The sequence below is a fragment of the Roseibium album genome (genome assembly GCF_965233825.1).
GTDB lineage: Bacteria > Pseudomonadota > Alphaproteobacteria > Rhizobiales > Stappiaceae > Roseibium > Roseibium album.
The window spans coordinates 3,768,178-3,787,678 of sequence record NZ_OZ247583.1; the positions used below are offsets into that span (position 1 = coordinate 3,768,178).

The 19,501-nt window shown below is 56.5% G+C and carries 17 protein-coding genes; 7 read left to right on the forward strand and 10 right to left on the reverse strand.

All coding sequences use genetic code 11. The annotated features are described in order from the left end of the window. Positions 1–53: 53 nt before the first annotated feature. The 4 genes from ACO6TI_RS17175 to ACO6TI_RS17190 form a co-directional block, all read right to left on the reverse strand. On the reverse strand, positions 54–1,334 hold the full coding sequence (locus tag ACO6TI_RS17175; RefSeq protein ID WP_209003797.1) for an O-antigen ligase family protein: 1,281 nt from the start codon (positions 1,332–1,334) through the stop codon (positions 54–56). Next, entirely contained in the window at positions 1,331–2,938 is a 1,608-nt protein-coding gene (locus ACO6TI_RS17180; protein ID WP_055118802.1) for an undecaprenyl-phosphate glucose phosphotransferase, read from the reverse strand. The genes ACO6TI_RS17175 and ACO6TI_RS17180 overlap by 4 nt, the downstream gene beginning before the upstream one ends. Further along, complete coding sequence (locus tag ACO6TI_RS17185; protein WP_422382953.1) at positions 2,938–4,167, reverse strand: glycosyltransferase; 1,230 nt, start codon at positions 4,165–4,167, stop codon at positions 2,938–2,940. The genes ACO6TI_RS17180 and ACO6TI_RS17185 overlap by 1 nt, the downstream gene beginning before the upstream one ends. A gap of 105 nt (positions 4,168–4,272) precedes the next feature. Beyond that, positions 4,273–4,830, reverse strand: coding sequence for a polysaccharide biosynthesis/export family protein (locus ACO6TI_RS17190; protein WP_055118797.1), 558 nt, complete (start codon positions 4,828–4,830; stop codon positions 4,273–4,275). 196 nt (positions 4,831–5,026) lie between these two features. Between ACO6TI_RS17190 and ACO6TI_RS17195 the strand changes: the two genes are divergently transcribed. Further along, the gene (locus ACO6TI_RS17195) at positions 5,027–7,507 is read left to right on the forward strand and encodes a succinoglycan transporter (RefSeq protein ID WP_422382954.1); all 2,481 of its coding nucleotides are present in this window, start codon (positions 5,027–5,029) and stop codon (positions 7,505–7,507) included. Positions 7,508–7,573: 66 nt separating this feature from the next. Here ACO6TI_RS17195 and ACO6TI_RS17200 read toward each other — a convergent pair whose 3' ends face one another. After that, a complete protein-coding gene (locus ACO6TI_RS17200; RefSeq protein ID WP_422382955.1) occupies positions 7,574–8,782 on the reverse strand; it encodes a GNAT family N-acetyltransferase in 1,209 nt (402 codons plus the stop codon). Between the two features lie 209 nt (positions 8,783–8,991). Here ACO6TI_RS17200 and ACO6TI_RS17205 point away from each other — a divergent pair, with 209 nt between their 5' ends. Then, complete coding sequence (locus tag ACO6TI_RS17205) at positions 8,992–10,026, forward strand: polysaccharide deacetylase family protein (RefSeq protein WP_208992812.1); 1,035 nt, start codon at positions 8,992–8,994, stop codon at positions 10,024–10,026. Here ACO6TI_RS17205 and ACO6TI_RS17210 read toward each other — a convergent pair. Beyond that, positions 9,986–10,201, reverse strand: coding sequence for a DUF2842 domain-containing protein (locus tag ACO6TI_RS17210; RefSeq protein ID WP_055118790.1), 216 nt, complete (start codon positions 10,199–10,201; stop codon positions 9,986–9,988). The two genes, ACO6TI_RS17205 and ACO6TI_RS17210, sit on opposite strands and share 41 nt — an antisense overlap. Before the next feature lie 148 nt (positions 10,202–10,349). Between ACO6TI_RS17210 and ACO6TI_RS17215 the strand changes: the two genes are divergently transcribed. Next, the gene (locus tag ACO6TI_RS17215; protein WP_196892992.1) at positions 10,350–11,450 is read left to right on the forward strand and encodes a COX15/CtaA family protein; all 1,101 of its coding nucleotides are present in this window, start codon (positions 10,350–10,352) and stop codon (positions 11,448–11,450) included. Between the two features lie 52 nt (positions 11,451–11,502). Here ACO6TI_RS17215 and ACO6TI_RS17220 read toward each other — a convergent pair whose 3' ends face one another. Both ACO6TI_RS17220 and ACO6TI_RS17225 read right to left on the reverse strand, forming a co-directional pair. Beyond that, positions 11,503–12,783, reverse strand: coding sequence for an O-acetylhomoserine aminocarboxypropyltransferase (locus ACO6TI_RS17220; RefSeq protein ID WP_055118785.1), 1,281 nt, complete (start codon positions 12,781–12,783; stop codon positions 11,503–11,505). Between the two features lie 148 nt (positions 12,784–12,931). Further along, the gene (locus ACO6TI_RS17225) at positions 12,932–13,462 is read right to left on the reverse strand and encodes a CoA-binding protein (RefSeq protein WP_422382956.1); all 531 of its coding nucleotides are present in this window, start codon (positions 13,460–13,462) and stop codon (positions 12,932–12,934) included. Between the two features lie 185 nt (positions 13,463–13,647). Here ACO6TI_RS17225 and ACO6TI_RS17230 point away from each other — a divergent pair, with 185 nt between their 5' ends. Beyond that, positions 13,648–14,511 (forward strand): AraC family transcriptional regulator, encoded by an 864-nt coding sequence (locus ACO6TI_RS17230; protein ID WP_422382957.1) that lies wholly within the window; start codon positions 13,648–13,650, stop codon positions 14,509–14,511. Here ACO6TI_RS17230 and ACO6TI_RS17235 read toward each other — a convergent pair. Next, a complete protein-coding gene (locus ACO6TI_RS17235) occupies positions 14,493–14,978 on the reverse strand; it encodes a DUF3052 family protein (RefSeq protein ID WP_422382958.1) in 486 nt (161 codons plus the stop codon). The genes ACO6TI_RS17230 and ACO6TI_RS17235 overlap by 19 nt on opposite strands. 40 nt (positions 14,979–15,018) lie before the next feature. Then, complete coding sequence (locus ACO6TI_RS17240; RefSeq protein ID WP_422382959.1) at positions 15,019–15,840, reverse strand: enoyl-CoA hydratase; 822 nt, start codon at positions 15,838–15,840, stop codon at positions 15,019–15,021. Positions 15,841–16,053: 213 nt separating this feature from the next. On the opposite strand from ACO6TI_RS17240, the gene ACO6TI_RS17245 reads away from it, so the two are divergent. The 3 genes from ACO6TI_RS17245 (at position 16,054) to ACO6TI_RS17255 (ending at position 19,501) form a co-directional block, all read left to right on the forward strand. Beyond that, complete coding sequence (locus ACO6TI_RS17245) at positions 16,054–16,827, forward strand: DUF1194 domain-containing protein (RefSeq protein WP_321205662.1); 774 nt, start codon at positions 16,054–16,056, stop codon at positions 16,825–16,827. Positions 16,828–17,095: 268 nt separating this feature from the next. Further along, positions 17,096–18,169: a thioesterase domain-containing protein gene (locus ACO6TI_RS17250; RefSeq protein ID WP_422382960.1), complete on the forward strand. Its 1,074-nt coding sequence runs from the start codon at positions 17,096–17,098 to the stop codon at positions 18,167–18,169. Between the two features lie 96 nt (positions 18,170–18,265). Beyond that, positions 18,266–19,501: an APC family permease gene (locus tag ACO6TI_RS17255; RefSeq protein ID WP_422382961.1), complete on the forward strand. Its 1,236-nt coding sequence runs from the start codon at positions 18,266–18,268 to the stop codon at positions 19,499–19,501.

The following is a 19,501-nucleotide window of genomic DNA, read 5'->3' on the forward strand; positions in this document are numbered from 1 at the left end:
ACGGGTCCTACCTAGCTTGTTCGTCTTGAGAGCGCAAGCGGCTTGTTGTGTGCTTAATCGGCACTTGCCCGTCCTTTTTGATATTTGATCCCGGAAAGGCGAAAGCGTCGTCGTTCGATCCTGTCGGTGGCAATCATCCCCCAGGCAAGACCGTAGAGCATGTACATGTGACGCCAGCGGTCCGTGTCGATGATGGCAGACAGGATCAGGTGAGCGACAAGAACGGCAAAAACGCTCTGTGTGAAGGCGGTCCACGGACGGGACTTGAACAGAAGTGGAACCATCGCGCAGATTGTCCAGAGCGCCAGCGCGATATAGGCGGTCCCGCCCAACCAGCCGTAGGTCGTGAACCCCTTGAGATAAACGTTGTGGGTATCTTCGGGGAAGTAGTTGCGAAAGCCAAGTGGTCCGAGCCCGAGCGGGTGTTCCATGACTAGCTGAAAGCCGAGCGCATAGCGTGCGAAACGGCCAAGGCGCGAACTGTCGTAGTCCTGAACCAGGCGCGCGCGCTGCTCGAACATCGCCGCGACCGTGTCGATTGACAGCGCCGCTGCCAGCAGTGCGAACACGGCCAGCACGCCGGCAATCCCCAACATTACCAGACGCGTCCGGCGCCGGTTGCTTTGCTCCGTCACCAGGGCAAGGAAATAGACGACAAGCACGCCGGCAAAGAGCACCCCCCAGGCACCTCTGGAAAAGCTCAGAAATATTCCAAGCAACAGGACCGTCAGAGGCAAAAGAAGGTGAAGGTTTTTCAGGACAGAATTTCGCAGCAAGGTCTGGATCAGCAGCAGGGCAGGCAGAACCAGAAACGGTCCGAAGACATTCGGATCCTGGAACGTGCCGCGGGCCCTGTCGTAAAGCGTGAAATACTCTGCACCCGGAAAGAGGTGAAAATACCCCGCGATTCCGATGGCGGAGACAAAGACCGCACTGATCGTGTAGCCGTTCTGAATGATGCGGAATCGTCCGGGATCGTCTGCCAGGATCGCTGCATAGAATATCGAGGTGATGGCAAGAAATCCGGTCACCGCGATATACATGGCCGCCTCGCCAAACTCGTTGGCCAGTGGAACGGAGGCAAGGCCGCCGGTGACAAACAGCATCAGGCAGATGATCAGCGGCCCGAATTCCCGGCGAAGCCTCAGGCCGCAGGCCAGCCAGACCACACACAGAAGCGCCATGTAGAGTTCATAGGGAGCCGGCTCCTCGATCACGAATCCGGAGAGAAAGGCTGCCAGCCAGAGCGCGCCGTTGCCAAGACTTTTGACCGGCAGACCGATCGGCGCATGTGCGCGCAGCACATCGCCGGGATGTCCGCCGGCGACACTCAATAGGCATTTTCCGTGTTGAGGAGGCGAAAGGGCGTCAGGAACAGGATCCTGAGATCGAACAGGATGGACCAGTTCTCGATGTAGTAGACATCGCATTCCACACGTTTCTGGATCTTTTCCGGAGTGTCGACTTCGCCTCTCCAGCCGTTGATCTGCGCCCACCCGGTGACACCCGGCTTGACCTTGTGACGCGCGAAATAGCCATCGACCACATCGTCCCAGGTCGCGTTGTCCGTGTGGGCGTTGACCGCATGAGGGCGGGGCCCGACCAGCGAAAGGCTCCCGGCCAGGACGTTGAAGAGTTGCGGCAATTCATCGATGGAAGTCTTGCGGATGAACCGGCCCACTTTTGTCACGCGCGGATCACCCTTGGTGACGACCTGCTTGGCGTCGGGATCCGACATGTCCGTGTACATCGACCGGAACTTCAGGACGTCGATGATTTCGTTGTTGAAGCCGTATCGTTTCTGCCGGAAGAGGACCGGTCCCTTGCTGTCGAGCTTGATTGCGATCGCGGCGGCGATCATCACGGGAAACAGCGTGACGATCGCGAGCGAAGCGAAAACCAGATCAAAGATCCGTTTCGCGACCATGTCCCAGTCGGCTATCGGTTTTTCAACGACATCAACGAACGGAACGGTTCCGATGAGGGAGGCACCGCGATTGCGGAATCTTACCTTGTCGGTATGGGCGGAAAGCCGGATGTCGACGGGCAGGATCCAGAGTTTCTTCAGAAGTTCCAGCACCCTTTTCTCGGCGCGAAGTGGAATGCAGACGATCAGCATGTCGATGCGGGCAAGCCGTGCGAATTCGACCAGTGCGCTGATGTTTCCAAGTTTTGGATAGCCGGCGACCACAGGTGGAGAGCGGTCGTTGGACCGGTCGTCGAATATCCCGCAGATGCGGATGTCGTTGTCCGGTTGTGCTTCCAGCTCGTGAATGAGTTCCGCAGCAGCAGTCCCGCCGCCGACGATGATGGCCCGCCGTTCCAGGCGGCCGGTATTCATCCAGTTTCGGACGAGCGAATAAACCGCAAATCGTGACAGGCACAGACCCGCAAGTCCCAGCGCGAACCAGGAGCCGATCCAGGCATCCGAAAGTCCGGTACCGATCCCGGTCGTCGAGCGCAGAAGTGCGAACATGGCAAACACCAGTGTCCAGCCGGCAGCCACACGGCCCAGCTGTGACAGCCCCTGGCGCATCACCGTGACCTGGTAGACATCGGCGGCCTGGAAGAATGCAAGCGTGACCAGAACTGCTGCGCATGTCGAAAAGACATGAGCCCAGCCAGCGGCGAAAGGTTCACCCCCGCTTACCGTCGCAAGCGCTGCGCCTGCAACGATCAAAAGAATATCTGCCAATCGCACGAAACCCGTCAGGACAGGAACCGATACGCCTTTGCCACCCAGGCTCTGAGCCAGCTGTAGCGCTCCGGCAGACAGACCGCTGCTGGCCGACGGCAACGTGTGGAAATTCTGTGGTCCGATGGCATCATCGACGCTGTGCCTGAACTGTCTTTCCAGGTTCTGCCGCAGATCGGGCTGCTGATCGTCAACCGGGTGTTGCTCGGCGATCTCTGCAGACTTGAAAGCTGGGGTGTTCATTATCGGTTGCTCGATCTGGCGTAAACGGACTGGGTTCGCGGACGGGAGCTGGTGGCCTTGTTTGCTCCCGCAGTGGAGGGTTCTCCAGGTGCGAGACCCCTTAGCTCCTGGTAAAGCGTCGTGATGCGATCGCTCATGAGCTCGACCGAGAATGTTTCCGCCAGACAACTGCGCAGCTCTTTGGCATCCGAACTCATTCTTTCCGGAGCAGTAAGTGCAGTCTCCATGGCAACCGTGAGCTTGCCGATATGACCTGGTTCGATCAGGCGATCGGCATAGCGGCCGAAGATTTCCGGTACGCCGCCGACGCGGGTTGCGATGAGCGGACGCTGGGCTGCGACGGTTTCCAGAATAATGTAGGGCATCGCTTCTGCCCGCGAGGGAACGACGACGGTTTTGGCGAGTTTGAATGCTTCGCGGGCGGGAAGGGCGCCGTGAAAGGAGATCGCTTTTTCTAGGCCGAGAGAGGCGACCATCTTGTGATATCTGGCTTCGTCCGGCCCTTCACCGACAATATGCGCGCTCGGGGCGGTGCCGGTCTTCAGACGGATATTGTAAAGCGCCTCGATAAAGAGGTCCGGTCCCTTCAGATCGCGCAGCATGCCGATATAGAGAAAGTCAGCGGCGTCCGTGCCCACCTCGAGCGGGTTGAACTCCTCCGGGGTCAAGCCGTTATAGACCATGCGCGTTTGGGCTTTGGGGCGTCCGACCTTGCTTTCATAGGCGGCTGCCTCATAGTCGGACACGAAAACGATCCCGTCCGTCAGGCGACTGAGAATCCCCTCCAGCAGGTGGTAGACGCGGCCTTCGAAACGGTTGGGGTCATAATGCAGGCTGCCACCATGCGGACAATAGACCCGCGAGACCATGTTTCCGCGCAATCTCAACGTTGTGCCGATCAGGCGGGCATACGCGCCCCCCTTGGCTCCGTGCCCGTGCAGGACATCCGGCTTGAGGTCGCGGACATGACGGTAAAGTGCCAGTGTCGCGGACAAATCCTGAAAGGTCAGCTGACGTTGCATTGGAAAGCGTGCCAGACCAAGAGAAAGGTGTGGCCTCAGTTCCTCAACAAGCCTGTTGTCGTATTCACTGCCCGTACTGCTGTCGCAGATCACTCCGACATTGTGTCCTGCTTCCGACTGTGCGGTCGCCAGATCGCGAATATGGCGAAAAATGCCACCGATAGGCGAACGGACACAATGCACGATCCGCAAGGGGGTCGTTGTCATGGTGCAATTTCCCTGTTTTTACCCCCGGGTTTCTTGTTGAACCCGTGAGGCATTGAGGCTGCACCCTAACAAACGGAGATGAGTCCTACGTTAATTTGCGGATCTCTAGAAGTAGCGTTCCCGGACGTAAATCGTGTCACCGGGCCGGATCGGGTCCGAAATGGGAACACGGCCGTTTAGAATTTCACCATTAATCTGGCGGGTGATGTCGACGCTGGATTGCTGTGCCCTGGAGCTGAAACCGCCGGCGGTGGCGATTGCGTTCTGGACGGTCATGCCGGCAACATAGTTGTATTGGCCCGCACTTTGCACCTCGCCCATGATGAAGATCGGCCGGTAGGTATCAACTTCCACCGAGACATCCGGATTGCGGATATATCCTTGCCGTAATTTGGCACCAATCTCGGCGGCCAGACCCTGTTGTGTCTGGCCTCTGGCGGCAACGCTGCCAATCAATGGAAAGGAAATATAACCTGCTTGATCAACAACATAGGTGTTGGAAAGGTCTTCCTGGCCAAACACAATGATGCGCAGCCGGTCGCTCGAATCCAGACGATATGGTTCCGTCAGCGTTTCATGAAACGCTGTTGGGGGCTGTCTGTATCCACTGCACGCAGCAAGGCCCAGGCACAAGCCCAGGACAAGAAGCGCTCTCCTTCGCATCGTCGACTCTCCTACAATTCCCGGACAGCATCGCGTGTTATGGTTAATTGAGGGTGAAGAGACTTTTCCTGTCGATACGGTGTGTCGGAGACCGCTGGGGAAATTATTAACGCAAGAGAACATGCAATTGCGCGTGGTTTAACCGATCGCTTACCCTAATTCGACATAGTTTGCCGGAACGTGGAGATTAAACGCAATGAATGCAGAGCGGCAGACATATCCCGAAGATGACATGGCATTGGACCTTGGCGGGCTGCTTCGGACCATTGGCCGTTCGCTGGGCTGGCTGCTGCCGCTCACTCTGATTGTTGCCGCTGCCGTTTTCCTGGGGCTGCAATTCGTTGCTCCTAAATACAAGAGTGAAGCAAGCGTTCAGATCGAAATCACCGACAACACCTTTTCCGGTGCGTCACGTGGAATCGAAGAGGAAAGGGCGGTGCTCGACCAGGAGGGCGTTGCCAGCCAGGTTCAGTTGCTGATGTCCGCAGATCTGGCGCGCCGTGTCGCCAAGAAACTGGATCTGGCCGCAATTCCCGAATTCGATGCAAACGGCAATGGTTCCTTGATCGGAAACCTGCTGACAAGCATCGGCTTGAAAAGCAACGCGGCTGGCAACAGCGTGGAAGAGCGGGTTCTCAAGCATTTTTACGAAAATCTGGATATCTTCCAGGTCGATGGATCACGTGTGATTTCCGTAGGTTATTCCGCACAAAATCCTGTTCTGGCTGCGAAAGTCGCCAACACGATCGTGGATGAATACCTTTCGCTGCAATCAAGCGCCAAGCGGCAATCGACGGAACTGGCGTCGGCCGCGCTCGAGCCGCAGATTGCCGAATTGCGCAAGGAAGTCCAGGCTGCAAGGCAGGCGGTGGCAGATTTTCGCGCACGTGCGGATCTCCTGATTGGCGCGGACAACATTCCTTTGAGCCAGCAGCAGCTTGCCGAAACAAGCAGTGACTATTCGGCGGCGCAGGCGTCGAAAGCGGAGTCGCAGGCCAAGGCGGATCTGCTGCGGGAACTGTTGAACTCGGGCGGGTCGCTGGAGACAGCCAGTGACGTTCTCAATTCCACGCTGATTCAGCGGCTTCGGGAGCGCCAGGTCGAAATCCAGTCGAATATTGCAGAATTGTCGATCACCTTGTTGCCGAACCATCCGCAATTGCGGTCGCTGCAATCGCAGTTGGCGGACTACGACCGCCAGATCCGGTCGGAAGCCAGCAAGATCTTGCAGGGACTGGAGAGCGACGCGAAGGTTGCCAATCAACAGGCACTTGCCCTGGAAGCGCGACTTGACGAGCTGAAGGTTGCTGCGGCCAGAAGCAATGCAGATCAGGCCCGATTGAGCGAACTGGAGCGCGAAGCAAATGCAAAGGCCGCCCAGCTTGATCAGCTCATGTTGAGCTTTCAGGAAGCGGATTCGCGTCTGCGAGCTCAGGTTCTGCCTGCTGATGCGAGGATAATTTCCCGGGCGAGCGTTCCTTTGGAGCCCTATTCTCCCAAAATCATCCCGAGCACGATCATCGCAGCTCTTGCGACTTTCATTCTCGGATGTGCCTTTGTCCTTATGCGCGCATTCCTGTCCGGCGAGGCACTTTATCACGTCAACGCAGACCGTGGTGGCACCGCGCCGGTGAAAGGCAGAAAACCTGATGAAAGCCTGTCAGAGGCCTTTCCCGGCAGTGCTACTGGCCCACAAACAGTCAGCGGAGCTGTCACATCGCGGGAACCGCTGGGCTGGAACCAAGGTTATGGCCTGTCTTCTGCAAACTATGGCTTTGGGCCAAATGTCCGGAGCCCTGGTGGAACGTTCGAAGCGCCAGTAGAAGGTTTGTCAAAAATCGAAGAAATCCGGCCGGAACCGGATTTTGAAGAACTGCCTGCAAGAGACGATCAAGAACGTCAGGCCGACGTACCCGGACGGAAGAGTTCAGACAGGGGCTATGACCAGGACGTTGCTCCCGACTGGATTGACAGCCTGCGCGGCAAAAAAGACAAGAATGACGTCAAGCCAGAGCCTGAACCGGACATCGAACGCGGTGAAAAACGGGAAAGGAAACCGGAGCTTTCACGGGAGCGGCTGGCGAGCGTTTCCGGCAAGAAAAGCTACAAGGCAGCGTTCTCGCGCGACATAGATGTGAGGGGACGTATAGTTGTTCTGAGTGTCGACGACGAAGCACTGTCTCATGATCTGGCATTCGATCTCGTTCGCAAGGCCGCGAAAAACGGGCGGACTTCGCTGGTTGTGGAAGTATTCCCGGATCAATCCAATGACCGGGCTGCCGAAGGATTTTCTGACGTGGTGTCTGGGCGCATGCCCTTTGCTAAGGTCGTTTACAAGGATGCTGTGTCCAAGGCCCACATCATCGAGGCCGGCAGGTACGAGATAACGGACAGCATGGTCAATTCAGATCGTTTCAAGCTTGCGCTTGATGCCATCAGATCGACATATGATGCGGTCGTGGTCGATCTGGGAGCAATCGACGGTTCGCTTGCCAGCGCGAGGATGCTGAGTTTTGCCGACCGCGTGTTCATTGCCGCAAGTGCCCCGGACCACAGTCATGAACTTCAAAGTGCAGCCAATCTTCTTGCGCACAATACCGGGGCCCACGTCGAGGTGTTGATTGCCGGTGAAACGAGCCCGGATCCGCGCCGAAACGGCGATGGTCACGCGGCCTGATCCGCTATATGCATTTCGGAGATTGTGGAGCCTGAAATCGATCCGGGTCAGGACACTGCGACATGGTCAGGATTGACTGACCGACGATGTCCATTTGCGTAACCGTTTGACCAGCGGCCACAGGACCTTGGAATTCCTGACAGCGGTCTTTGCCTGAAGACGAAGCGTTTCAGCGTTTTTCCTGATGCTTCCCCTGAATGACATTGCAAGGCGGCTGTCCTTGAGAAGAACCGGTTCGGCCCAGGCTGTTTTATAGCGTTCCTCACCAAGTCCGAGGTCGAGAACGGAAATTCCCTCGTCAGCACAGGCCTGCTCGATGATCTCCTTGATCAGGACCAGACCCGGACTGTTCGCCAACAACTCGTCGTGAGCGACACTGTTGCTATAGGCGTAAACAGTTCCGCCATGTCGTACGCACAGATAGGTGGAGCGAATTTTACCATCAGCTTCCAGAAACCAGAGATCCAGTGGCGCTGACGTTTCATTGCCGGCTTCCAGTCCGAGAACCATTTCGAGAAAGCGCCGCGCGGTCCGGGACGAAAAGACATTTGGGATGCCTGCTTCCCGCGCCCGCGTGGAACGCTGTTCCAGAAACGCATCAAGCGCACGTCTCAAATCCTGTTCGCTCTCGGCCTTGATCACCTTGTAGCCGTCGACCGACTGCAGATGCCTTTGTTTTCTGAGGAGGTTCTTTCGCGAGGATTTGCTGTGTGTGTCCCGGAAGAGCGTGTCGAAGTCCGCCGACAGGTTGCGCACGAAAATGGGGCTTGGACTGGGTGTTGCCACCGCAAGGACGAGAGGGTGTTTCCGTCCTTTCCAGTCTTCAGGAACATTCTGCAAGACCAGCATGTCTGCTTGGTGTCTGTGGCAGACATCTTTCAGCAACGCGGCAATCTGCACGTCCGGGACCTCCGCATAAAACCGCGGATCCCAGATGCCGGTGTTCTGATTGCCATGTTCATGTCCGAGGAAGGAAAGCGATGTCGTTCCTGCTGCCCGTTCCAGGCCAAAGGGCAAAACCACGACCGGTTTGTCCCCGAACCGCCCGACCACGACGACAGGCTCGACATGGCGTTCGGCACCCAGCGTTTTGATCCATGCGTCGAGCCATTCAGGAGACTGATACGGGTTGCCGAAACCAGAGGAAATGAGCTCTCGCCACTCCGCTGCCGCTTCCTGCAAATCTGAGTGGATCGAGAAGTCGAGCGATGCCGCATCTGGCGTCGGTTCGGTGTCCGGTGCTGGTTTCAAAGCGGTTGCGGCTGTCGGTGACATTCGGGTAATCCATTTTAAACGATCATCGACAAAAGCTCATGGTTGTGCTGGCCGAGATGTTTTTGTCCCGATAGACTTAGCAACAATTGTTAAAGAATACGTGCCTTACTGGTGCATAGTTTATGAGTGGGCATTGCGGCCGAATGGGCATACGTCAGAAAGCAGTTTCGCGTGCATTCAGGGTTCTGAAGGGATCCGGGATCGGACGCATGATGGCGCCTCTGACCCAGGGATGCGGCGCGGTGTTCATGATGCACCACGTGCGCCCGGCGCGAACCGGCGACTTTCAGCCCAATGCGCATCTGGAAATCACGCCCGAATTCCTGCGCCTGGCTGTCGAGCGCATCCGTGCCAATGGCTATGAGATCATTTCTCTGGACGAGGCGGTTGATCTTCTGAAATCGGGATACGGGCATCATCGATACGCGGTGCTGACGTTCGACGACGGTTACCGGGACAATCTTGAAGTTGCTTATCCCATCTTGAAGGAGTTGCAGGCTCCGTTCACGGTTTTCGTGACGACTGGCCTGGTTGAACGGACAACAGAACTCTGGTGGCTCGCACTTGAGGAGATTATTGCGGAAAACGAAGAAGTCGTGTTCACGCAGGCCGGCGAACAAAACGGTATTTCCTGCAGCACCACTGCCGAAAAGAATACCTGTTTCGAGCGCATCGTTGACTATCTGACACTGGAAGTTGGCGAACTGGATCAAAGAAAAATCGTCAGGGCATTGTCGGAAAAATACGGTGTTGATCTGGCTGCGCTGGCAGATGCACAGATGATGAACTGGGATGAAGTGCGCGAGTTGGCATCCGATCCGCTGGTAACCATCGGGGCACATACCCACAGTCATTACGCCCTGGCGAGACTAGACAGTTCATCTGCACGTGCCGACGTCACCAAGGGCATGAAACTTCTGGAGAAGGAACTGGGGCGCCGGCAAAAGCACTTCGCTTATCCCTATGGCAAGTCTCATGCGGTCAGCCTGCGCGATGCCGACATTCTTCGTGATATCGGCTTTTCTTCATCGGTTACGACGCTTCCCGGCGTTTTGCAATCGGTCAACGCTCGAGACCCGATGATGCTTCCTCGGGTCTCGCTGAACGGCCGGTTTCAGGATCCGGCGATCGTCGATCAATATCTGACCGGCGCGCCTTTTGCGCTCTACCGGGCAGCTCGATGGGCAGCCTCCGGATTTGGTGTCAGGTCCGGTTTTTCCCGCTTTTTTCCATCCACCAGATAATTGCACCAGCGGGGATGACCCAAAGCAGTCCCGCGATCGCGAAATAGGCAAACCGCACCAGATTTGATGACTGTTGCAGGGTCAGGTCACCGATCACCATTGCCGTGAACGCGTAGACGACAACAAAGACGACCAGAAGCACCATTCCAATGAATTTGCGAAACGAGGGAACCATCGCAGCGAGTTTCCGTTTTTTAGTGACCAACGCGGCACGGGACACCGATTGACACAAAATGTCTCAGACCGCTTGCCGTGTTGTTCCTGCACCTATATCTCCGCAGACCAAAGGTCAAATCGACTGCGGGTATAACCGGAATGGCTTCATGAACGCATTTGCAGACAGTGCAAGGGCAGGGGACACACAGATCCTGCCGGCGAAACTGGAACGGATCAGGCGCAGCAGGGCCATGATCCGCTGGTGGCTCTATTTCGTCTGTCTGCTGATCCTCGTAATGGTCGTTGTCGGCGGCGCGACCCGCCTAACGGAATCCGGCCTCTCGATTACCGAATGGAAGCCAATCCATGGGGTGATCCCGCCTCTCAGCGAAGTGGAATGGGAAGAAGAGCTCGAAAAGTACCGGCAGATCCCCGAATACCAGCTCATCAACAAGGGTATGAGCCTTGATGAATTCAAATTCATATTCTGGTGGGAGTGGGGGCACAGGCTTCTGGGGCGCTTTATCGGCGTTGCCTTTTTTGTTCCGATGGTTGTCTTCTGGGCGGCGGGGCGTGTCGAACCCTGGCTGAAACCACGTCTCCTGACGGCGCTCGCGCTGGGGGGGCTGCAGGGATTTGTCGGCTGGTGGATGGTAGCTTCCGGACTGGTCGATCGTGTCGATGTCAGCCAGTATCGCCTTGCGGTGCATCTGACGCTAGCGCTGATAATCTTCGCCTATCTTTTCTGGCTGGCACGTCGATTATCTCCCCTGAAAGATCCGGTGCCGGGCGAACAAACCCGCCTGGGTGTGCTCAGCAAACTGGTTCTGGGTGTCGTCATTGTTCAGATATTCCTGGGCGGACTGGTCGCTGGCCTCAACGCCGGGCTGACGTTCAACACCTGGCCCTTGATGGACGGTCAACTCGTTCCAGGTGGTCTTCTGATGATGAAACCCGTCTGGCTGAACTTCTTCGAAAACGTCCTGACGGTCCAGTTTCAGCACAGGATAACGGCCTATCTGCTGGTCGCCCTCGGACTATGGCTGACGTGGGCAACATTCAGGGCGAGCCAGCGCAGGGAACTCCGGCGTGCCGGAGCTCACATCGGCGCCTTCATTTTCCTCCAGGCGGTATTCGGCGTCCTGACCCTGGTCTGGCACGTTCCGCTGTCTGTCGCGTTGGTTCACCAGGGTTTTGCGGTCATTGTCCTGGCTGCGGCCGTCGATCACCTTGCCGTGCTGAAGGGCGCCTTCCCGATCCGGGGCTAGTCAAAAAAATGCCCGCCTGTGGCGGGCATTCGTTTTCATGGCGCACGCGTGATCAGCCGGACAGCGCCTGATCAAGATCGGCAATGATGTCTTCCACTTCTTCGAGCCCGACAGAAAGCCGGACAACGTCCGGTCCCGCACCGGCCGCGGTTTTCTGCTCGTCGGTGAGCTGGCGGTGCGTCGTCGAGGCCGGGTGAATGATAAGGCTGCGCGTGTCGCCGATATTGGCAAGATGCGAGAACAGTTCCACTTTCGACACCAGCGCAACGCCTGCGTCATAGCCGCCTTCAACGCCGAATGTGAACACCGCACCGGCGCCCTTTGGCATGTATTTCTGCTGAAGGGCATGGTGCCTGTCTTCCGGCAGCGCCGCGTACGACACCCACTTGACCTTGTCGTGTCCCGAAAGATGAAGGGCTACCTTCTTGGCGTTATCCGAGTGCCGCTGCATGCGGAGCGGCAGTGTTTCGATACCCGTCAGGATCATGAAGGAATTGAACGGCGAAATGGCAGGGCCGAGATCGCGCAGGCCCAGAACCCGGCAGGCGATCGCAAATGCGAAATTGCCGAAAGTCTCATGCAAGACGATGCCCTGATACTCCGGGCGCGGCTCGGACAGGAGAGGATACCTGCCACCTGCCGACCAGTCGAAGCTTCCGCCGTCGACGATGATGCCGCCCATGGAGTTGCCGTGCCCCCCCATGAATTTGGTCAGCGAATGAAGAACGATATCGGCGCCGTGTTCGATCGGCCGGCACAGATACGGTGTTGCCATCGTGTTGTCGACGACCAGCGGAATGCCCTTGGCCTTGGCGAGCCTGGAGATTGCTTCGATATCCATGACGATACCGCCGGGATTGGCGAGGCTCTCGATAAAGATCGCCTTGGTATTGTCGTCTATCGCGGCTTCGAACGTGTTGAGATCGTCCGGATCGGCCCATTTCACGCTCCAGCCAAAGCTCTTGAAGGAGTGATTGAGCTGGTTGATGGAGCCGCCGTAAAGCTTGTTTGCCGCGACGATGTTGTCGCCGGGCTTCATCATGGTGTGGAAGCAAAGAAGCTGGGCAGAGTGCCCGGACGCCGTCGCGAGAGCTGCGGTGCCGCCCTCCAGAGCCGCGACGCGTTCTTCCAGAACGGCGGTCGTCGGATTGGTGATTCGCGTGTAGATGTTACCGAAGGCCTGCAGACCGAACAGGGAGGCCGCATGGTCGACATCGTCGAAGACAAAGGATGTGGTCTGGTAAATTGGTGTGGCGCGCGCGCCCGTGGACGGATCGGGTGCTGCGCCTGCATGAATGGCCAGCGTGGAAAACCCGGGAATATTATCGCTCATAAATCACCTCCCTGTTGGAATTGCGGGCAGTTTGACCGAAGGCAGGGGCGAGGTCAAAGCAGGATTTTTCTATTTGGCCGCGCTCATTAGAATATCGATGTCAACGGGTTAAGTGAAATGTCGGCTGTCACGACCGGGGTCAGCTCTCTTACCCTCTCGTTTTACCGGTCAGACCGCGATGCTGAAAACCGGATTTGAGCGTAGGACGTTTCGACGAAAGTGTTTTGGAATTGACACCTGCCCAGCCGATTTCGCCTGAAAGCCTGCCATATTCAATCTTCGGGCAACGGTTCATGACAACCTTGATTCCGGCGTCTTCCGCACGCCGAGCAGCCTCATCATGGCGGACGATGAGTTGCATCCAGATCACCTTCGGCAGCTTACCGCCTTCCAGGATCTGGTCGATGATCTGGGCGGCAGCTTCGGAATTTCGGAATATGTCGACCATGTCCGGGGTGTCCGGAAGGGCATCGAGCGATCCATAGGCGGTTTGCCCCAGGATTTCCTTCCCGGCCTGACCCGGATTGATCGGCCAGACGTCGTATCCCTTTGACAAGAGGTACTTCAGTACAAAATACGATGGGCGCACGGTGTTGGCGCTTGCACCGATCATGGCAACCGTATTCACCTCGTCCAGGATGCCCTTGATGTAGGCGTCGGAATAGTCGTCGTGATTCATGAAATGAGGACCCTCGTCAGTGCCGCGCTATCCAATGCGAAACGGGTCCGGCCTGCAAGCCTTTCAGATGCGCTATCCAGTCACAGTTTCGAAAGAGCATTCACGGTCAGGCGGAAGACGTGCGGGCATTCTAGGCAGGAGCCTGCCAGATGAGTTCGAATGGAACGAGAACAGTGAAGTGCGACATGCAGCGAAGATTTGGGAGGGTGCTCGATGAAATTGATCATTCCCTGGATCGGCCCTTGAACATCACAAGGCTTGCCGAGGCAGCCGCATTTTCACGATTTCATTTCCAGCGTCAGTTTTCGGCTTTCCTGGGCATGAGTGTCGCCGAATATCGACGTCACTTGCTCATGAAACGTGCTGGGAACCAACTTGTCTACAGATCGGAGGAACCGGTCACCGACATCGCCTATGACGCTGGATATGAGAACCTTGAAAGCTTTTCCAGGGCCTTCAAACGCGCGTTCGGACAAACTCCATCTGACTTCAGGGCAAATCCAAATTGGGACATCTGGCAGGAAACCTTCAATCCACTTACAGAGTTGAAAGGCCGGTTCATGCCGACAGATACACCTGATCCTGACAACGTCAACGTCCGGGAATTCCCGGAGACCCGGATCGCCATACTTGAGCACAGGGGACCGCAGTCGGGGCTTTCGAGGTCCGTCCAGCGTTTCATATCCTGGCGCAGGGAGAACAACCTGCCACCGGTGGAACATGCAACGTTCAACATTCTGTATGATGACCCGAAAGCGGTTGCTCCCTGCGACTACCGCTTCGGGTTTTGCTGCGAAGTCGCCGGTCCGGTCCCCGAAAACGGCTATGGCATCAGATCGTCCATAATCCCCGGAGGACGGTGTGCCGTCCTGTCGCATATGGGATCACTCGACTTTGCGGAAAACGCGATCAGGTTCCTCTATCGGGACTGGCTTCCGCAAAGTGGGGAACAGTTGCGCGACTTCCCGCTGTTCGTAAAACGCCTGAAGTTTTTCCCGGATGTCCCGGAGCACGAAACGGTTTCTGAAATTTATTTGCCGTTGCTCTGACCTGACTGGTTCCCGGCTGAGCGGCTGGCCTGGACGGCCAGCTTCTTCTTCTGCTCCGCGCGCAGTTCCTTGCGGATCACGAGCTTGAGCCCGGACCAGACCGTATCGACCGCGCAAACTTTTACATCGACAAGCCCCATCGGCAGGCAAATGTCACGGATCACGTCTTCTGTAACGGTTGTCGGCATCTTGCTGGACTTTTTGGGCCAGGAAACCCAAATCATGCCATCGGGCGCAAGCAGATCTCTGAGGTCAGCAAGATGGATAGAAAGCACGTCTTTTTCGCGAACGAAAACATGTGCGCAATCAAGCATCGGGGCAGGGGACGCCATGACAAGTTGTCCTGGTTCCTGCGCGTTCAGTAAATCGGCAATGTCCTCCGGCATTTCGGCCCGCCAGCAGGTCATGCCCGGTTTCAAACCCAGTTTTCTCGACAGGGGACGGCCTGAATATCCGGTCTGTGTCATTCAAGATTTTCGTGAATGGAGGTGAAACGGAGAAAGTTGGTCAACTATCCGTCCATTCCGGTTTGCGCTTTTGCAGGAACGCTGAAATGCCTTCCTCTGCGTCCCGCGCCAACATGTTGTCGACCATTGTCTGGGCGGCGAAATCATAGGCATCCGACAACGGCATCTCGAGTTGGCGATAGAAGGCCTCTTTACCGATTTTCAGCGTTCGAGCGGATTTGGAGGCGATCACCTCGGCGTATTTCTGGACGACCTGGTCAAGGTAGTCCGCAGGTATGATCCTGTTGATCAGGCCGAATTCCTTGGCAGTGGAAGCATCGATACTTTCGCCTGTGAGAAGCATTTCCATCGCCTGTTTCGGTGCGACATTGCGCGAAAGGGCAACCATGGGTGTTGAGCAGAAGAGTCCGATATTGACACCTGGCGTGCAGAAGGTCGCCGTGTCAGTTGCGATGGCTAGGTCGCAGGACGCAACAAGCTGGCAGCCGGCCGCCGTTGCGACCCCGGTCACGACCGCGATCACCGGCTTCGGCAGACGAACGATCTGCTGCATCAGATCTGAGCATTGACGCATGATCCGCTCGTAAGTCGCCTTGCCTCCGTCGCTCTCAGCGCGTGCTGCGGTCAGTTCCTTCAGGTCATGGCCTGCGCAGAATACCTTGCCTTCCGAGCCAATGAGAATAACCCGGACCGCAGGGTCTTCTGCGGCCCTGGAGAGCTCTCCAGAAAGCGCCGACATCATTTCGCTCGACAGCGCGTTCATCCGTTCCGGCCTCTGCATGACGATCCGGTAGACCCCCCCGTGGAGGAGTGTTCCGAGCATCGGTTTTTCGACTTGATCGTTGGCAACTGTTTCGGACATGTCCATTTCCTGAAAAATCTGTTTGCAGTGGTCTTATAACTGAACCGGTCGTTTCTGCGAAAGGGGCTGTTGAACGACGTCGGCTTCCGTCCTCACAGATGGTTTATCGCCCCTGGAAACCGGCACGCTTCCGGTTTTTGTGTATTCGGGTATCCTTCCCGCATGTGGAGGCCACTTCATCAGCTGTCTTTTATGTGCGCGTTAGTCACTTTTGTGGCGACACAGACACTCGCATCTGCACAGGAAAAGGTCGACGTCGCGCTTGTTCTTGCCGTCGATGTCTCTCGATCGATGTCGCCGGAAGAACTCAGGATCCAGCGTCGGGGCTACGCCGCCGCGGTTGCCAGTTCTGATGTCGTGCGGGCAATCGAACTCGGTGCGCACGGGAAAATCGCCTTGATGATGTTTGAATGGGCCAACGACAACTACGTCAGGGTAACTGTCGATTGGTCCCTGATCGAAGGGCCGGAAGATGCCCGGGACTTTGCCGACCGTATTCTGAAGCAGGAATCCTACAGTCAGCGCCGAACCTCTATTTCAGGAGCAATCAAGCATGCGGCCGAATTGCTGGAGGAGGTGCCATACGAAGCGGACCGCCATGTCATTGATATATCCGGCGATGGCCCGAACAATCACGGGTCTCCCGTAACGCTTGCCCGTGATGTTGCGGTGGAAAGCGGCATAACGATCAACGGACTGCCGCTGATGACGACCGGTGGCCCGGGATCACAGTTCAACATTCCGGATCTTGACGTCTATTACCATCGCTGCGTGACCGGTGGCCCGGCAAGTTTTGTCATTCCGGTCACGGAATGGGCGCAGTTTCCGGACGCGGTCAGGCGGAAGCTCATTCTGGAAATCGGCGGCTATGTGCCGGACAATCCATTGGTGCAGCCTGTTCAGTTTACGCTTGAAGAACCATACGATTGTCTCGTTGGCGAGAAAATCTGGCAGCAGCTGCGAGAACAGTTCTTCTGGGATCCCTGAAGATTTGTGACTGCGCAAAACGATGTCAGACAGTGGCAAACAGTGCTTTTCTCGAGCATCAGGTACCTTCAACACACTTCGAAACATACCGGCGCAATGCAACTGAAAATCAGCGATTCATTGGTGAGATTTACAGTAATTTGACGAGTTTCTGACTAGAGTCTGGTTCAGATACACGCATCAATCTAAGTTTTAACTCACTGACGCTGATAACATGTCCGGAAAACCGGTTTCAGAAATGCAAGGCTCTTCTTGTCTGGAAGACAGATTGTTGGAACATGTTTCCAAGGCCGTTGGTGGGCCGGTCGGTCGCGATGAACACGTCAACAAACAACTCAATATCAACAAACTGCTGACTTTCATCCGAAGTGTATTCGACGAATTCGGAATTGAGATCAACGTCAACGCCTTCTATCGATGGAAGACGATTTCGGATCTGTCGAAGGCGATCGACAGGGGCGACCACTGCAATGTTCCAAAGTTGCTGGAGCTCCGAAAAGGCGACAGGCAGAACCCGCTGGTCATCTATGCAGGCGGTGTCAGCTGCTTTCTTGAAATCAAGAGCATCATTGAAGGGATCTCGCACAACGGTGCGATCTACGGAATGTGCATGTCGGATTTTGACTTGCCCTGTTCATCTCCAGCAACAATCGCTCATGAAGTTGAGGCCAGTTGCAGCGAGTTGCGGAAATCCGGTATCGATGAAGGCGTTAGTCTGCTCGGGTATTCGTTTGGAGGGCTGCTAGCGTTGGAAGTCGCCAGAAAACTTCGGGAAAACGGGCAAAACATACGCTTCCTGGGACTGATCGATACGCCGCAAAGCGAGCATACCTGGCCGGCCAGGGTCTGGGTAGGGATGATCCTGAAACGGGTGCGCAGGCGGCTCCGGAGGTTGGCTTCAAGGCGCAGGTTCTCGAGAAAGCGCGGGGCAGAAGAGACGGCCAGGCAACCCGTTCCATTACATCGATTGGTCCTTCAGAAACTGAAACTGTTTGTGTTCCGTTTCGTGAGCCCGAAAGCCGTCATCTACCCCGAATTCGCACCTGAATGGTGTTACGATCATACACCGCGATACTTGGCTTCCGGACGGCAACTGCTGCGCATGAAGGGGCTCTACAGTCCAAAGCGGTACGACGGCGACCTCGTCTTTTACCGCGCAAGCAGTGCATCTTTGCACGACTGTGATCCGTACCTGATCTGGAATCGTTTTTTGCCGAATGCCGAATGGGTCGATGTTCGTGGTAACCATCTGAGCTCGATTGTTGGTCGAAACGGAGAAGCGATCGGTCACGACATCAGCCGAAGACTGACAAATTCCGGTAGCAGGAAACTGGTTGCCTGATTCAGTTCGCGGGCGCGGGCCTTTGGGACCTCGTGAACATCCAGGTACGTGTATCGCCCTATTGGCTGTCGCGAGAAGCTCACGCAGAATGGATGGATGGCAGATGAAACCGGAAAATCTCGTCAGCATCTGAAACGCACTATCACCTTGCCGTGGCTGGTGTTTTACGGTGTCGGCGTCACGATAGGTGCAGGCATCTTTGCGCTCATTGGTGAAGTGCTGGCGCTCGCAGGAGATCGCGCCCCGCTTGCGTTCCTGCTGGCAGGACTGATTGCCGGGGTCACCGGTGTTTCATATGCAGCATTGATCCGGCGATATCCGCGCGCAGGCGGAGAAGCCGTTTTCGTCAATCAGGGCCTGGGTAGCTTCTTCGCGCGCCTGGCCGGTTACGGTGTTGTCGTTACCGGAATTGTTTCCAGCGCGGTTATTTCCATCGCTTTTGCCGGTTATCTTCGAGAATTGCTGCCGGTACCCCAACTATTGCTTGTTGTGCTGGTAATCGGGGCTTTGTCCGCGATCGCCTGGTACGGTGTCCGTGAAAGCGTGTTCTTTGCCGCGGCAGTAACCGTACTCGAACTGGGAACGCTGCTTGTCGTGGTTTTCTTCGGTCTTCCGCTGCTCGGTGACCCCGGCAACGTCGTTACAACGATGACCCCGAGCATGAACGCTGCGATCCTGACCGGTGTTTTGTCCAGCGGTGTGCTGGCGTTTTTTGCTTTCATCGGTTTCGAAGACATTATCAACATGTGCGAGGAAACAGTTCAGCCGGAACAGACTGTTCCCCGGTCGATTTACCTGACTTTGGGCATTACGCTTGTCATCTATGTCCTGCTGGCCGTCATCGCGGCACTGGCGGCGGATCGACAGGCAATCGTTTCGTCGGCTGCGCCCCTGGCCCAGCTTTTCGAGTCGGTTTCCGGATTGTCGGGCAAACCTGTCGCCGCCGCTGCATCGATTGCCATGATCAACGGCATTCTCGTCCAGATCGTCATGGCAAGTCGCGTTCTTTACGGAATGGCCAACGAAGGCTTGGCTCCAAAGTGGCTTTCGATCGTTGATCCGCTGAGACAGACACCTGCCAGAGCCACGATGCTTGTCGCGAGCGTCATTCTTGTGCTGGCACTGGCATTCCCGCTCGTCCGTCTTGCGGCAACAACAAGTCTGGTCACACTGGGCGTTTTCGCACTTGTGAACCTGTCTCTGTTTCTGCTCGGCAGGCGGGACGGCACGGGGGTTCTTTACCGCCGCCGCTGGTGGGGGCTGGCTGGCGCCGTTCTTTGCGTGAGCATCGCCGCATTTCAGCTCGGTGCCGGGTTGGCGGGCGGGCACTGA